Raw genomic sequence first — 13,865 nt, forward strand, 5'->3', positions numbered from 1 at the left:
TGCTTGCCCTGCGTATCGGTTAGACTGGCCGCCTTTCCTCGTCTTTAGAAGCCCCGTTCATGGCCCAGCCGTCCACGACCTACAAATTCAACCTGACCCTTACCGACCTGGATCGTGGGGTCTACGAGAGCGTCAACCAGACCATCGCCCGCCACCCATCGGAAACCGAAGAGCGCATGACCGTGCGTCTGCTGGCCTACGCCTTCTGGTACAACGAGCTGCTGGCCTTTGGTCGCGGTCTGTCGGAAGTGGATGAGCCGGCACTGTGGGAAAAGAGCCTGGATGATCGTGTCCTGCACTGGATCGAAGTCGGCCAACCGGACGCCGATCGCCTGACCTGGTGCTCCCGTCGCACCGAGCGCACCAGCCTGCTGGCCTACGGCAGCCTGCGGGTCTGGCAGACCAAGGTGGTCGATGCAGTGAAGAACCTGAAGAACGTGCATATCGCCGCCGTGCCCCAGGAGATCCTCGAGACCCTGGCCAAGGACATGCCCCGGGTGATCAAGTGGGACGTGATGATCAGTGAAGGCACGATCTTCGTCACCGACGATCGCGGCCAGCATGAAGTCCAGCTGGAATGGCTGATGGGCGAGCGCGGTTAATTATTCCCATGCGTATCGAACCCCGCCCGCTGCCCGCCACACTGCCGTTTCTCGGTGATCTGCCGCCATTGTTGACCCGCCTGTATGCCGCCCGCGGCGTGGTGTCCGAGGACGAGTTGGACAAGAGCCTGGCGCGGCTGATTCCCTTCCAGCAACTCAAGGGCATCGACGCGGCGGTGGACCTGCTGGTGACGGCGCTGGAGCAGCGCCAGCGGATCCTGATCGTCGGCGACTTCGACGCCGACGGCGCCACCGCCAGCACGGTCGGGGTTTTGGGCCTGCGTTTGCTCGGGGCGGCGCATGTCGACTACCTGGTGCCGAACCGCTTTGAATACGGTTATGGCCTGACCCCGGAAATCGTCGCGGTGGCCTTGCAGCGCGAGCCGCAGTTGCTGATTACCGTGGACAACGGTATTTCCAGCATTGAAGGCGTGCTGGCGGCGAAGGCGGCGGGGCTCAAGGTGCTGGTCACCGACCACCACTTGCCCGGCACCGAATTGCCGCTGGCCGATGCCATCGTCAACCCGAACCAGCCGGGCTGCGAGTTTCCGAGCAAGGCTCTGGCCGGCGTCGGGGTGATTTTCTACGTGTTGATGGCCTTGCGTGCGCGTTTGCGCAGCCTGGGCCATTACGCCAGCAAGCCGCAGCCGAATATCGGTGAACTGCTCGACCTGGTGGCGTTGGGCAGCGTCGCCGACGTGGTGCCGCTGGACGCCAACAACCGCATCCTGGTGCACCAGGGCCTCGAACGCATTCGTGCCGGCCGTGCGCGGCCGGGGCTCAAGGCGATCCTGGAGGTGGCCAAGCGCGAGCATTCGCGGCTGACCTCCACCGACCTCGGCTTTATCCTCGGCCCGCGTCTGAACGCGGCGGGGCGTTTGGACGACATGAGCCTGGGGATCGAATGCCTGCTCTGCGAAGACCCGGTCCTGGCCCAGGAAATGGCCGTCCAGCTCGATGAAATGAACAAGGACCGCAAGTCCATCGAACAGGGCATGCAGCGCGAAGCGTTGGCCCAGCTCAAGGACTTGCCCCTGGAGTCGATGCCGTTCGGCTTGTGCCTGTTCGAGCCGGACTGGCACCAGGGCGTGATCGGTATCCTTGCTTCGCGTATGAAAGAGCGTTACCACCGTCCGACCATCGCTTTTGCCGACGCGGGCGACGGCATGCTCAAGGGCTCCGGTCGTTCGGTGCCGGGCTTCCATATTCGCGATGCCCTGAGCGTGGTTGCAGCGCAACACCCGGACCTGATGGGCAAGTACGGCGGTCATGCCATGGCGGCGGGTCTGAGCCTGCCGCAGGAAAACTTCCCGTTGTTTGCCGAAGCCTTCGATGCCGAAGTGCGCCGTCAGCTGTCCGAAGATGACCTGACCGGGCGCTTGCAGACCGATGGTTCGCTGTCGATCGAGGAGTTCAACCTGGAGTTGGCCCGGGCGCTGCGCAATGCCGGTCCCTGGGGCCAGCATTTCCCCGAACCGCTGTTCCATGGGGTGTTCCAGCTGGTGGAAAAACGTATCGTCGGCGAGCGGCATCTGAAGGTGGTGCTGAAAAGCGAATGCGGTTCGCTGAAACTCGATGGCATTGCCTTCGGCATCGATCCGGAGTTGTGGACCAATGCCCGGGTCGACTGGGTGGAACTGGCCTACAAGCTCGACCTCAATGAGTTTCGCGGCAAGGAAAGCGTGCAACTGATGATTGCCCATATCGAGCCGCGCTGAGACCTCTGCTTTGTTCCCTGAGGGGCCGGTACGCCAGCCCCTCAGGAGAATCTGCGGCTTTAATCCGCTGAACCCTCCCGCCCGTGCCGTTGTCGACTAGGCTCTAAGCACTGTCTGAATGGTCTTGTGACGTCGTCCTGTTTTTCACCCGCTGGGGGGCGGTTATCCACCATTATTGTCACTTGCCGACGTTCTAACAGAACCCTGGAGCCAGCCCACTTGATTTGAGAGGTGCCCCATGAGTCTGCTGCTCGAACCCTATACCCTTCGCCGATTGACCCTGCTCAACCGCATCGCGGTCTCGCCGATGTGCCAGTACTCCAGTGTCGACGGTCTGGCCAATGACTGGCACCTCGTCCACCTGGGCAGCCGGGCGGTGGGCGGTGCCGGGCTGATTTTCACCGAAGCCACCGCAGTCACCGCCGATGGCCGGATTACTGCCCAGGACCTGGGCCTGTGGAACGACGAGCAGATCGAACCGCTGCAACGCATCACCCGTTTTATCACCGCCCAGGGCGCGGTGGCGGGTATCCAGCTGGCCCATGCCGGGCGCAAGGCCAGCACCCATCGGCCTTGGCTGGGCAAACATGGCAGCGTCAAACCCGAGGAAGGCGGCTGGACCCCGGTCGGTCCGTCGTCGATTGCCTTCGATCCGCAGCACACGGCGCCGCTGCCACTGGATGAGCAACAGATCGGTGAGGTGATCCAGGCCTTTGTAGCGGCTGCCAAACGGGCATTGATCGCCGGTTTCAAGGTGGTTGAAGTGCACGCCGCCCACGGTTACCTGCTGCACCAGTTCCTTTCGCCCCTGAGCAATCAGCGTCGTGACCAGTACGGTGGCTCGTTCGAGAACCGCATTCGCCTGGTACTCCAGGTGACCCGGGCGATACGCGCGGCTTGGCCTGAGGAACTGCCGCTGTTTGTACGGGTGTCGGCCACCGACTGGGTGGAGGACGGCTGGAATCCGGATGAAACGGTGGAGTTGGCACGGCGGCTGAAAGCCTTGGGCGTCGACCTGATCGACGTGTCCTCGGGCGGCACCGCCGCCAACGCGGAAATTCCTACCGGGCCCGGTTATCAGACCCGTTTCGCCGAGCGTGTGCGCAAGGAGTCCGATATCGCTACCGGCACCGTCGGACTGATTACCGAACCGGCCCAGGCCGAACACATTCTGCGAACCGGGCAGGCCGATATGATCCTGTTGGCCCGCGAGTTGTTGCGTGACCCTTACTGGCCGCTGCATGCGGATGACGACCTGGGCGGGCGCAAGGCGACATGGCCTGCGCAGTATCAGCGGGCAACCCATCGTGATCAGCCGATTCACGAGTCGGATTTGCGTGAGTGAAAGGTTGAGGGTTGTCATAAGACGTTTAAGTGAATAAGGTCAGTTTCATGAACTCACACCTGAACATTTCGATTATTCCCACCCTCGAGACGAGGGTGGGCTGACGCGTGTTCTGAAAACACCCGAAACCCGCCCACCGAGGCGGGTTTTTTCTGACCGCCTCCTGGGAACTGAACATCAAAAGGAGATTGAAATGTCAGTACCTGAAACCTCAACTGCCCACAATTGCGCTCCAATCCTGCACCTGGTCTGTGGAAAGATCGGCTCGGGGAAATCGACGCTGGCGCAAAACCTGGCGGCAGCACCCTCGACCCTGTTGATCAGCGAGGACGTTTGGCTCGCGCAGCTGTATCCGGGTGAGATCACCGAGATTGCGGACTATGTACGCTGCGCCGCCCGCTTGCGCACGGCCTTGTTCGAGCATGTTGTTGCCATATTGAAAGCCGGGGTCTCGGTGGTCCTCGATTTTCCGTCCAACACCTTGTCCAGCCGGCTTTGGGCCCGTTCGGTCTTTGAACGCGCGGGGGCTGATCATCGGCTGCATTTCCTCGATGTGGGCGATGATGTGTGCAAGGCCCGTCTGAAGCTCCGTAATGAAGCGGGTGATCACCCGTTCAAGACCACTGAGGCCGAGTTCGAGGTGATTTCCCGCTATTTCGAAGTACCGGCGGTGGAAGAGGGGTTTGAGGTGGTGCGGTATGAATAGGCGTACCCTCGTTGCTTATCACGGGCTCTTTCCAGGATGACTTGAGTTTTCTTGCTGGAAATTTCGAAATGTTCTTAGCCTGATTCAGACTGTTCCTACGCTTAGGGTAGGTTTGGACGGTGTGTCCAGGCAGTCGGGTTTTATCCAGCGAGGGAAGGTGGTCATGGCCAAGGCGCGGAGCATTGTCGGTTTCATGCTGTTCCTCTGGACGTTCAGGACGCCATCCCGGCCCCGGATGCGCAAGCTCAGTGATGAGGAGCGGCACCTGCTGGAACGCTATCGGGCGTTGTCGGAAGAGGACCGCAATGCGATGTGCTGTCTGTTGAATGTGATGGAGGGTGTTTCGCGGTTTTGAAACCTGTACGACGGGCCATGTTGTCCGTGGTGCAGCGCTTGTTCGTTTTGCAACGCTGGGCGGTCCGCCCAGCGTGTTTTTCCCTACCCAGTCACGCTATCGGCTGATTTTCCAGGCATCACCCGCCGGCGCCGTGCCACGGTCATAGGGTTTGCCCAGCCACATGTAGAGCAGGCCGAGACCGATGACGATGGCGGTGCTCAGGACCATGGCGTAGTTGATGTACCACGCTGCATCCGGGGTGCGCGGCCAGGCCATGTTGACGATGGCACTGACGCCGTAGACCAGCGCGCCGATATTCACCGGCAGGCCCCAGGCGCCGAGGCTGAACTTGCCGCTGGGTTTCCAGCCGCGCGCCCGGGCGAAGAGGGCCGCGAGTACGATCATCTGGAATGCCAGGTAGATGCCGATGGCGGCGAAGCTGACGATGGTCGCCACCGCGTCCTGCAGGAAGAACCCCAGGGCAATGATCAGCGCTGGCAAGATGCCGGAGACGAACAGTGCCGCCACTGGCACCTGGGTGGTCGGCGAAAGCCGCTTCAGCAGGTGGCTGCCGATGACCATTTCATCCCGAGCGTAGGAATACAGCAGGCGACTGGCGGCCGCTTGCAGGCTGATGACGCAGGAAATGAAGGAAATCATCACCACGCCCATCACCACTTTCGAACCGACGCTGCCGAAGGCATTGTTGAGGATGGTGGTCACCGGGTCCTTGTCGGTGCCGTTGATCACCGCCTGCATGTCCGGCACGGCCAGGATCAGTGCCAGGCAGGCGAACATCGCCGCGATACCGCCGATGTAGATGGTCATGCGCATGGCCACCGGGATCTGCTTGCTCGGGTTCGGGGTTTCCTCGGCCACGTCGCCGCAGGCTTCGAAGCCGTAGTAGAGGAACATGCCCGCCAGGGATGCCGTGAGGAACGCCGGCAGGTAGGAGCCGTCGACGCGGATATCGAAGGTGTTGAACAGCACGCTGAGCGGCTGATGGCGCTCGAACACCAGCAGATAGACGCCGACGATCACCGCGCCGACCAGTTCGCAGAGAAAGCCGAACATGGCGATGCGTGCCAGGACCTTGGTGCCGCTGAGGTTGACCAGGGTGGCGAACAGCGTCAGCACCAGGGCGATGACGATATTGGTGTTGTTGCTCGGCTCGAAACCGAGCATCGCGGCAAGGTAAGGACCGGCGCCGACGGCAACGGCGGCAATGGTTACGCACAGGGCGATGGAGTAGATCCAGCCGACCATCCACGCCCAGCGCTTGCCCACCAGGCGGCGGGCCCAAGGGTAGACGCCCCCGGAAATCGGGAACTGCGAGACCACTTCACCGAAAATCAGGCACACCAGCAGTTGTCCACAGCCCACCAGCAGGTAGGCCCAGAACATTGGCGGGCCGCCAGCGGCCAGGCACAGGCCGAACAGGGTGTAGACGCCGACCACCGGCGAGAGGTAGGTAAAGCCCAGGGCGAAGTTTTCCCACAGGCTCATGCTGCGATTGAAGTTCGAGGTATAGCCCAGTTTGCGCAGCTGTTCGGCATCGCTGTCGGCGGTTGCGCCGAGGTGGGGTTGTGCACTCATGACGGTATTGCTCCGGAAAATCGGCAGATTTCAGGTGTCCGAAACCGTGGCCGGGCCATGATGGCCCGTCCCGGTTCGGTGTTGTTGTAGTGGTTTTGTGCTCAGGGCAAATCGGTAACCAGGTCGATCTGTGCTTAGTGTTTGAACATCACATGGCGCACGGTGGTGTAGTCCTCCAGCCCGTACATGGACATGTCCTTGCCATACCCGGACAGCTTCTGCCCGCCATGGGGCATTTCGCTGACCAGCATGAAGTGGGTGTTGACCCAGGTGCAGCCGTACTGCAAGCGGGCCGCCAGGCGGTGGGCGCGCCCGACATCGGCGGTCCACACCGACGACGCCAGGCCGTAGTCCGAATCGTTGGCCCAGCCCAGCACCTGGGCTTCGTCGTCGAACCGGGTGACCGAGACCACTGGCCCGAACACTTCGCGGCGCACGATTTCGTCATCCTGCTGGGCATCGGCCAGGACCGTCGGCTCGAAGAAGAAACCATTGCCGGGCACCGCCTTGCCACCGGTTACCAGGCGAATATGCGGCTGCGCCACCGCCCGCTCGACAAAGCCGGCCACGCGATCACGGTGTTGGGCGGTGATCAGCGGGCCCAGTTCGGTTTCCGGGTCGTCCTGCAAGCCGTACTTGATGGTGCTGACCGCCGCCCCGAGTTTCTCGACGAACTTCTCGTAGACGCCGGCCTGGGCATAGACCCGGCAGGCGGCGGTGCAGTCCTGGCCGGCATTGTAGAAACCGAAGGTGCGAATGCCGTCGACGGCGGCGTCGATGTCGGCGTCGTCGAAGATGATCACCGGGGCCTTGCCGCCCAGTTCCATGTGCATGCGCTTCACGCTGTCGGCGGTGTTGGCAATGATGTGTGAGCCGGTGGCGATGGAGCCGGTCAGCGAGACCATGCGCACTTTCGGGTGGGTCACCAGCGGGTTGCCCACGCTCGGGCCACGGCCGAAGACCAGGTTGAGTACACCGGCCGGGAAAATCTGCGCCGCCAGTTCGGCCAGGCGCAAGGCGGTCAGCGGGGTCTGTTCCGAGGGCTTGAGTACCACGGTATTGCCGGCGGCCAGGGCCGGGGCGATTTTCCAGGCGACCATCATCAGCGGGTAGTTCCACGGCGCGATGGAGGCGATCACGCCCACCGGGTCGCGGCGGATCATCGAGGTGTGGCCGGGCAGGTATTCGCCCCCCGCCGAGCCGTTCATGCAGCGGCTGGCGCCGGCGAAGAAGCGGAATACGTCGGCGATTGCCGGGATCTCGTCGTTGAGGGCGGCGCTCAGGGGTTTACCGCAGTTGTCCGATTCCAGTTTCGCCAGCTCCGGGCCATGGGCCTCGATGGCGTCGGCGAGTTTCAGCAGCAGTAGCGAACGGTCTTTCGGTGCGGTCTGCGACCAGCTGTCGAAGGCCGCGTCGGCGGCGCGCACGGCGGCGTCGACCTGGGCTTCGCTGGCTTCGTGGATATCCACCAGCACCCGACCCAGGGCCGGGTTGAACACCGATTGGGCCGGGCCTTCGCCGTTGACGAGTTGGCCGTTGATCAACAGTTTGGTTTGCATGTCGGTATCCTCATGACGTCATCAGATGTTTCGATAGACACCGAACCTGTAGGAGCCGGCTTGCCGGCGATGGCGTCCTGATAGGCGATGCAAGGCTAAAGGGCCTCATCGCTGGCAAGCCAGCTCCTACAAGGGGTCGGTGTTAATCCTTGGGAATAGGTTATTTGCCGCCACTACCGGCCACGCTTTCGCCGCCGCGGGTCAGGTAATAGGCGCCGAGAATCGGCAGCATCGTGACCATCATCACCAGCATGGCGACCACGTTGGTCACGGGCACATCCCGTGGCCGGCTGAGCTGGTTGAGCAGCCAGATCGGCAAGGTGCGTTCATGCCCGGCGGTAAAGGTGGTGACGATGATCTCGTCGAACGACAGGGCAAACGCCAGCATGCCGCCGGCCAGCAACGCCGAACCGAGGTTCGGCAGGACGATGTAGCGAAAGGTCTGCCAACCGTCGGCACCCAGGTCCATCGAGGCTTCGATCAGGCTGTGGGAAGTGCGCCGCAAGCGGGCGATGACGTTGTTGTAGACGATCACCACACAGAAGGTCGCGTGGCCGACGATGATGGTGAACATCCCCGGCTCTATCCCAAGACTCTTGAAGGTCGCCAGCAAGGCGATCCCGGTGATGATCCCCGGCAGGGCGATGGGCAGGATCAGCATCAGCGAGATGCCCTGCTTGCCGAAGAAGTCCCGGCGATACAGGGCGGCCGAGGCCAGGGTGCCGAGCAGCATGGCGATCAGCGTGGCAATGGCGGCGATCTGCAACGACAGCTTGATGGCTTCCAGGACATCCGGCCGGCCGAAGGCCACGCTGAACCACTTCAGGGTGAATCCCCGGGGCGGGAAGCTGAAGGCCGCGTCTTCGGTGTTGAAGGCGTAGAGGAAGATGATCAGGATCGGAAAATGCAGGAACAGCAAGCCGCCCCAGGCGGCCAGGCGCAGGCCCCATGAGGCTTTGTCAGCCTGTTGTTGGGTATTAGAGCGCATCGAAGGCCCCCAGGCGTTTGACGATGGACAGGTACACGGCGATCAGCACGATCGGCACCAGGGTGAAGGCCGCCGCCATGGGCATATTGCCGATGGCGCCCTGCTGGGCGTAGACCATGCTGCCGACGAAGTAGCCGGGCGGGCCGATCAGTTGCGGCACGATGAAGTCGCCCAGGGTCAGCGAGAAGGTGAAGATCGACCCCGCCGCGATGCCCGGAATCGACAGCGGCAGGACCACCTGCATAAAGGTCTGGCGCGGCTTGGCACCGAGGTCCGCGGAGGCTTGCAGCAGCGACGGCGGCAGGCGTTCCAGGGAGGCCTGGATCGGCAGGATCATGAACGGCAGCCAGATATAGACGAACACCAGGCAACGTCCCAGGTGCGAGGTCGACAAGGTGCTGCCACCCACCCCGGGAATCCCCAGGACGAACTGCAACAGCGGCTCCAGCCCCAGGTGCTGGACGAACCACTGGGCGACGCCGCCTTTGGCCAGCAGCAGGGTCCAGGCGTAGGCCTTGACGATATAGCTGGCCCACATCGGCATCATCACCGCGATGTAGAAGAACGCCTTGGTCTTGCCCGTGGTGTAACGCGCCATGTAGTAGGCGATGGGGAACGCGATGACCCCGGCGACGATGGACACCACCACCGCCATGCTCAGGGTGCGCAGGATGATGTCGAAGTTCGACGGCGCGAACAGGGCGGCGAAGTTCGCCAGGGTCAGGTCCGGGGTGACCGCCATGGTGAAGTCGTCGAAGGTGTAGAAGCCCTGCCAGAGCAAGGTCAGCAGCGAACCGAGGTAGATCGCGCCGAACCAGATCAATGGTGGTACCAGCAGCAGCGCCAGGTAGAGGTTGGGGCGGCGGTACAGCAGGTTGGCGAGGCGTCGCATCGGCGAGTCGGCCGAGGTCGTCGGGGGGAGGGCGAGGCTGTTCATCTCAGACCTCGCTCGCCAGCACGGTCATGGCTTCCCGCGCCCAGCGCGCGGTGATGCGCTGGCCGGTCTGGTGCCCGCTGCTGGTGGGTTGCCATTGGGTGTTGGGCTGGCTGATGTTCAGGGTCTGGCCGTTGTCTAGTTTCAGTTCGTAGCGGGTGGCGCTGCCCTGGTACTGGATGTCGTGGAGCAGGCCGCTGATCTCGACTTCGTGGTTTTGTACCGGGCCGTCGGCGAAGCGCACGTGTTCCGGGCGGATCGACAGCGGCAGGTCGCTGCCACAGAGCTGTTTGGCCAGGTCGCCGCGGATCACGTTGGAGGTGCCGACGAATTCGGCGACAAACGCGGTGGCCGGTTTCATGTAGAGGTTGCGCGGGCTGTCGACCTGTTCGATCCGGCCCTTGTTGAATACGGCCACGCGGTCGGACATGGACAGGGCTTCGGTCTGGTCGTGGGTGACGAAGATGAAGGTGATGCCCAGTTGCCGTTGCAGCTTTTTCAGCTCGCCTTGCATCTGCTCGCGCAGTTTCAGGTCGAGGGCGCCGAGGGGTTCGTCGAGCAGCAGCACGCGGGGACGATTGACCAGGGCGCGGGCCAGGGCCACGCGTTGGCGCTGACCACCGGAGAGTTGCACCGGCTTGCGCTCGCCGTAGCCGGCCAGGGCGACCATGCCCAAGGCTTCTTCGGCGCGGTTCAGACGTTCGGTTTTACCGACGCCTTTGACTTTCAGGCCGTAGGCGACGTTGTCGCGTACGTTCATATGGGGGAACAGCGCGTAATCCTGGAACACCGTGTTCACGTCGCGCTGGTAAGGCGGCAGGCCGGCGGCTTCTTCGCCATGGATGCGGATCGAGCCGGCGCTGGGTTGTTCGAAACCGGCGATCAGGCGCAGGCAGGTGGTCTTGCCGGAGCCGGAAGGGCCGAGCATGGAAAAGAACTCGCCGTCCTGGATGTCGATGGAAACCCGGTCGACGGCTTTCACTTCGCCGAACTGACGGGAAACGTGGGTGAACTGGACTGCAAGCGTCATGAGGCGGTGCTCCGAGAAGGCGCGGGTTGTTGCAGCGGCCCGGCCTGGACTTCTGAAAAAGCGGAATCGAATACAAATCTGTCAGGGCCGGCGGGGTTCCTGTGGCGAGCAGGCTTGCCCGCGTTGGGCTGCGAAGCAGCCCTGAAACCGGTCACCTCGGTGTACCTGATACAGCGAGTTCTCTGGTTTCAGGGGCGCTTCGCGCCCCAGCGCGGGCAAGCCCGCTCGCCACAAGTGTTGTTATTGCTTGGGGGATTACCTGCCGCCCATGATCGCGATGTAGTCCTGGGTCCAGCGGCTATACGGCACGAACTTGCCGCCCGCAGCTTGCGGGGTGGTCCAGAAGGCGATCTTGTCGAAGTGGTCGAAGCCATTGGTCTTGCAACCTTCGGCCCCCAACAGCTCACTTTCCTTGCACGCCGCCGGTACCGCCGGCAACGAGCCGAACCAGGCCGCGACATCACCCTGGACCTTGGGCTGCAACGACCAGTCCATCCATTTGTAGGCGCAGTTCGGGTGCTTGGCATCGGCGTGCAACATGGTGGTGTCGGCCCAGCCGGTAACGCCTTCCTTCGGAATGGTCGAAGCCACCGGCTGTTTGTCCGCCTGCAGGCCGTTGACCATGTAGCCCCAGGAACTGGAGGCAGCGACGCCTTCGTTCTTGAAGTCGCTCATCTGCACTGTGGCGTCATGCCAGTAACGGTGGATCAGCGGCTGCTGCGCACGCAGCAGATCGAGCACGGCCTTGTACTGGGTTTCGGTCAGTTCATAGGGGTTCTGGATGCCCAGTTCCGGTTTGGCCGACTTCAGGTACAGCGCCGCGTCGGCGATATAGATCGGACCGTCATAGGCCTGCACGCGGCCCTTGTTCGACTTGCCGTCCGGCAGGCTCTGCGCATCGAAGACCACGCCCCAACTGGTGGGCGCCTGCTTGAACACGTTGGTGTTGTACATCAGCACGTTCGGGCCCCATTGATAAGGCGTGCCGTAGGTCTGCTTGTTGACCACGTACCACGGCGCATCCTTGAGACGCGGGTCGAGGTTCTTCCAGTTCGGGATCAATGCGGTGTTGATCGGTTGCACGCGCTTGCCGACGATCAGTCGCAACGAGGCGTCGCCGGACGCCGTGACCAGGTCATAACCGCCCTTGGCCATCAAACTGACCATTTCATCCGAGGTGGCCGCGGTTTTCACGCTGACCTTGCAGCCGGTTTCCTTTTCGAAGCCCGTCACCCAGTCATAGGCCTTGTCGCTTTCGCCGCGCTCGATGTAGCCGGGCCAGGCGACGATATCCAGTTGGCCTTCGCCCGCACCGACGGCTTTCAGTGGCTCGGCGGCCTGGATCGAGACGCTGGCCAGCAGCGCGGTGGTCACTGCACTGAGCAGTGCGGTCTTGTGCACGAACATGGGGATTCCCTCTTCTTTAATTATGGTCGGGGCAGTTGAACGTGATGCAGCGTGCCGTTTGCGGGCTGGTTATTAGAGTAGAGCGTGTTACAGATGCTGGCCGTGGCGCGCCATGATGTGGCGCACCACGCTGTAGTCCTGAAGCGAATCGCTGGACAGATCCTTGCCGTAGCCGGAGCGCTTGAGGCCGCCGTGGGGCATTTCGCTGACCAGCATGAAATGGCTGTTGATCCAGGTGCAGCCGTATTGCAGGCGCGAAGCCACCTGCATGGCCTTGTCCAGGTTCTGGGTCCAGACCGACGACGCCAGGCCGTATTCCGAGTCATTGGCCCAGTCCACCGCCTGGCTCAGTTCGTCGAAACGGGTCACGGTGACCACTGGGCCGAACACTTCGCGTTGGACGATTTCGTCGCTTTGCCTGCAACCGGCGAGCAGGGTCGGCTGGTAATAGAAGCCGGCCCCGGAATGCACGGCGGCCCCAGTGACCCGTTCGATATGCGGCTGGCCGAGGGCGCGTTCGACGAAGCTGGCGACACGGTCGCGCTGGCGGGTACTGATCAGCGGGCCGATTTCATTGTCGGCGTCGCGCTTGCCGGCAAATCTCAGGCTGCCGACCGCTGCGCCAAGCTCGGCCACCAGCTTGTCGTGAATCCCGGCCTGGGCGTAGATCCGGCAGGCGGCGGTGCAATCCTGCCCGGCGTTGTAATAGCCGTAGCTGCGCACCCCTTCGACCACGGCCTGCAGGTCGGCGTCGTTGCAGACGATCACCGGTGCCTTGCCGCCCAGTTCCAGGTGGGTACGTTTCACGCTCTTGGCGGCGGCCTGGAGGATTTTCTGGCCGGTGACGATATCGCCGGTCAGCGACACCATGCGTACTTTCGGGTGGCTGACCAGATGGCTGCCGACCCCCTCGCCGCCCCCGCAGACGATATTGATCACCCCGGCTGGCAACAGCTCGGCGAGCACTGGCGCCAGGGCCAGGATCGACAGCGGTGTGTGCTCCGACGGCTTGAACACCAGGGTGTTGCCGGCGGCCAGGGCCGGGGCGATCTTCCACGCGGCCATCATGATCGGGTAGTTCCAGGGCGCGATGGAGGCCACCACGCCAATCGGGTCGCGGCGCACCATGCTGGTGTAGCCCGGCAGGTATTCACCGGACAACTGGCCGGTCTGGCAACGCACGGCGCCGGCGAAGAAACGGAACACATCGACCGTGGCGCTCAAGTCGTCCTGGCGGGCCAGGTGCAGGGGCTTGCCGCAGTTCAGGGATTCCAGGCGGGCGAGTGAGTCGGCGTTTTTCTCCACCGCGTCGGCAATGGCCAGCAGGATATTGGCCCGTTGCTGCGGGGTGGTCCGCGACCAGCCGGCAAAGGCCCGGTGGGCGGCGAGGATGGCGCTTTCGACCTGTTCGGGGCTGGCTTCGGCGATCTGCGTGAGCACCTCACCTGTCGCCGGGTTGATGATCGGCTCGACAAAACCCTCGCCGGCAACGAGTTCGCCGTCGATCAGCAAGGCGGTGAACAGTGGGGTCGGGTGCGCGCCAGCCATTTTACGAGTTCTCTTTTCTTGTGTGGCCATGGAGCTTCCCCTATCGCTGGAGTCCGGCCTTTCTCTAGATGGATGGCAAGAGACTAGAGGGCGGA

At 62.9% G+C, this 13,865-nt stretch carries 12 protein-coding genes; 5 read left to right on the top strand and 7 right to left on the bottom strand.

Translation table 11 applies throughout. From position 1 onward, the window contains the following. Window positions 1–59: 59 nt before the first annotated feature. The 5 genes from HX866_RS01620 (at window position 60) to HX866_RS01640 (ending at window position 4,726) form a co-directional block, all read left to right on the top strand. The gene (locus HX866_RS01620) at window positions 60–602 is read left to right on the top strand and encodes a YaeQ family protein (RefSeq protein WP_177093039.1); all 543 of its coding nucleotides are present in this window, start codon (window positions 60–62) and stop codon (window positions 600–602) included. Window positions 603–610: 8 nt separating this feature from the next. Then, the gene (gene recJ, locus HX866_RS01625; RefSeq protein ID WP_177093038.1) at window positions 611–2,320 is read left to right on the top strand and encodes a single-stranded-DNA-specific exonuclease RecJ; all 1,710 of its coding nucleotides are present in this window, start codon (window positions 611–613) and stop codon (window positions 2,318–2,320) included. A 238-nt stretch (window positions 2,321–2,558) separates the two neighbouring features. Beyond that, on the top strand, window positions 2,559–3,665 hold the full coding sequence (locus tag HX866_RS01630) for an NADH:flavin oxidoreductase/NADH oxidase (RefSeq protein WP_177093037.1): 1,107 nt from the start codon (window positions 2,559–2,561) through the stop codon (window positions 3,663–3,665). 193 nt (window positions 3,666–3,858) lie between these two features. Continuing rightward, window positions 3,859–4,371 carry an AAA family ATPase gene (locus HX866_RS01635; RefSeq protein WP_177137827.1) on the top strand — a complete coding sequence of 171 codons (513 nt, stop codon included), beginning with the start codon at window positions 3,859–3,861 and terminating at the stop codon, window positions 4,369–4,371. Window positions 4,372–4,534: 163 nt separating this feature from the next. Then, a complete protein-coding gene (locus HX866_RS01640) occupies window positions 4,535–4,726 on the top strand; it encodes a hypothetical protein (protein WP_177099532.1) in 192 nt (63 codons plus the stop codon). A gap of 96 nt (window positions 4,727–4,822) precedes the next feature. Here the strand turns inward: HX866_RS01640 and HX866_RS01645 are convergent, their stop codons facing one another. From HX866_RS01645 to HX866_RS01675, 7 genes are all read right to left on the bottom strand, one after another. Next, complete coding sequence (locus HX866_RS01645; RefSeq protein WP_177137829.1) at window positions 4,823–6,304, bottom strand: APC family permease; 1,482 nt, start codon at window positions 6,302–6,304, stop codon at window positions 4,823–4,825. 134 nt (window positions 6,305–6,438) lie between these two features. Then, entirely contained in the window at window positions 6,439–7,863 is a 1,425-nt protein-coding gene (locus tag HX866_RS01650) for a gamma-aminobutyraldehyde dehydrogenase (RefSeq protein ID WP_177093033.1), read from the bottom strand. A 160-nt stretch (window positions 7,864–8,023) separates the two neighbouring features. Further along, on the bottom strand, window positions 8,024–8,851 hold the full coding sequence (locus HX866_RS01655; protein WP_177093032.1) for an ABC transporter permease: 828 nt from the start codon (window positions 8,849–8,851) through the stop codon (window positions 8,024–8,026). Next, window positions 8,841–9,788, bottom strand: coding sequence for an ABC transporter permease (locus HX866_RS01660; protein WP_177093031.1), 948 nt, complete (start codon window positions 9,786–9,788; stop codon window positions 8,841–8,843). Before HX866_RS01660 ends, HX866_RS01655 begins: the two co-directional genes overlap by 11 nt. Window position 9,789: 1 nt before the next feature. Continuing rightward, complete coding sequence (locus HX866_RS01665) at window positions 9,790–10,815, bottom strand: ABC transporter ATP-binding protein (protein WP_177099542.1); 1,026 nt, start codon at window positions 10,813–10,815, stop codon at window positions 9,790–9,792. A gap of 255 nt (window positions 10,816–11,070) precedes the next feature. Further along, window positions 11,071–12,222 carry a putative ABC transporter substrate-binding protein YdcS gene (gene ydcS / locus HX866_RS01670; protein WP_177093029.1) on the bottom strand — a complete coding sequence of 384 codons (1,152 nt, stop codon included), beginning with the start codon at window positions 12,220–12,222 and terminating at the stop codon, window positions 11,071–11,073. A gap of 87 nt (window positions 12,223–12,309) precedes the next feature. Further along, window positions 12,310–13,800 carry a gamma-aminobutyraldehyde dehydrogenase gene (locus HX866_RS01675; RefSeq protein ID WP_177137831.1) on the bottom strand — a complete coding sequence of 497 codons (1,491 nt, stop codon included), beginning with the start codon at window positions 13,798–13,800 and terminating at the stop codon, window positions 12,310–12,312. Window positions 13,801–13,865 lie beyond the last annotated feature (65 nt).

Source organism: Pseudomonas gingeri (assembly GCF_013386165.1).
Lineage (GTDB): Bacteria > Pseudomonadota > Gammaproteobacteria > Pseudomonadales > Pseudomonadaceae > Aquipseudomonas > Aquipseudomonas gingeri_C.

Excerpts from the sequence above, each read along its gene's own strand:
- HX866_RS01645 (WP_177137829.1), bottom strand. The coding sequence starts at position 6,304 with ATGAGTGCACAACCCCACCTCGGCGCAACCGCCGACAGCGATGCCGAA.
- HX866_RS01665 (WP_177099542.1), bottom strand. The coding sequence starts at position 10,815 with ATGACGCTTGCAGTCCAGTTCACCCACGTTTCCCGTCAGTTCGGCGAA.
- HX866_RS01620 (WP_177093039.1), top strand. The coding sequence starts at position 60 with ATGGCCCAGCCGTCCACGACCTACAAATTCAACCTGACCCTTACCGAC.
- HX866_RS01655 (WP_177093032.1), bottom strand. The coding sequence starts at position 8,851 with ATGCGCTCTAATACCCAACAACAGGCTGACAAAGCCTCATGGGGCCTG.
- HX866_RS01650 (WP_177093033.1), bottom strand. The coding sequence starts at position 7,863 with ATGCAAACCAAACTGTTGATCAACGGCCAACTCGTCAACGGCGAAGGC.
- HX866_RS01630 (WP_177093037.1), top strand. The coding sequence starts at position 2,559 with ATGAGTCTGCTGCTCGAACCCTATACCCTTCGCCGATTGACCCTGCTC.
- HX866_RS01635 (WP_177137827.1), top strand. The coding sequence starts at position 3,859 with ATGTCAGTACCTGAAACCTCAACTGCCCACAATTGCGCTCCAATCCTG.
- HX866_RS01675 (WP_177137831.1), bottom strand. The coding sequence starts at position 13,800 with ATGGCCACACAAGAAAAGAGAACTCGTAAAATGGCTGGCGCGCACCCG.
- HX866_RS01640 (WP_177099532.1), top strand. The coding sequence starts at position 4,535 with ATGGCCAAGGCGCGGAGCATTGTCGGTTTCATGCTGTTCCTCTGGACG.
- ydcS (WP_177093029.1), bottom strand. The coding sequence starts at position 12,222 with ATGTTCGTGCACAAGACCGCACTGCTCAGTGCAGTGACCACCGCGCTG.
- HX866_RS01660 (WP_177093031.1), bottom strand. The coding sequence starts at position 9,788 with ATGAACAGCCTCGCCCTCCCCCCGACGACCTCGGCCGACTCGCCGATG.
- recJ (WP_177093038.1), top strand. The coding sequence starts at position 611 with ATGCGTATCGAACCCCGCCCGCTGCCCGCCACACTGCCGTTTCTCGGT.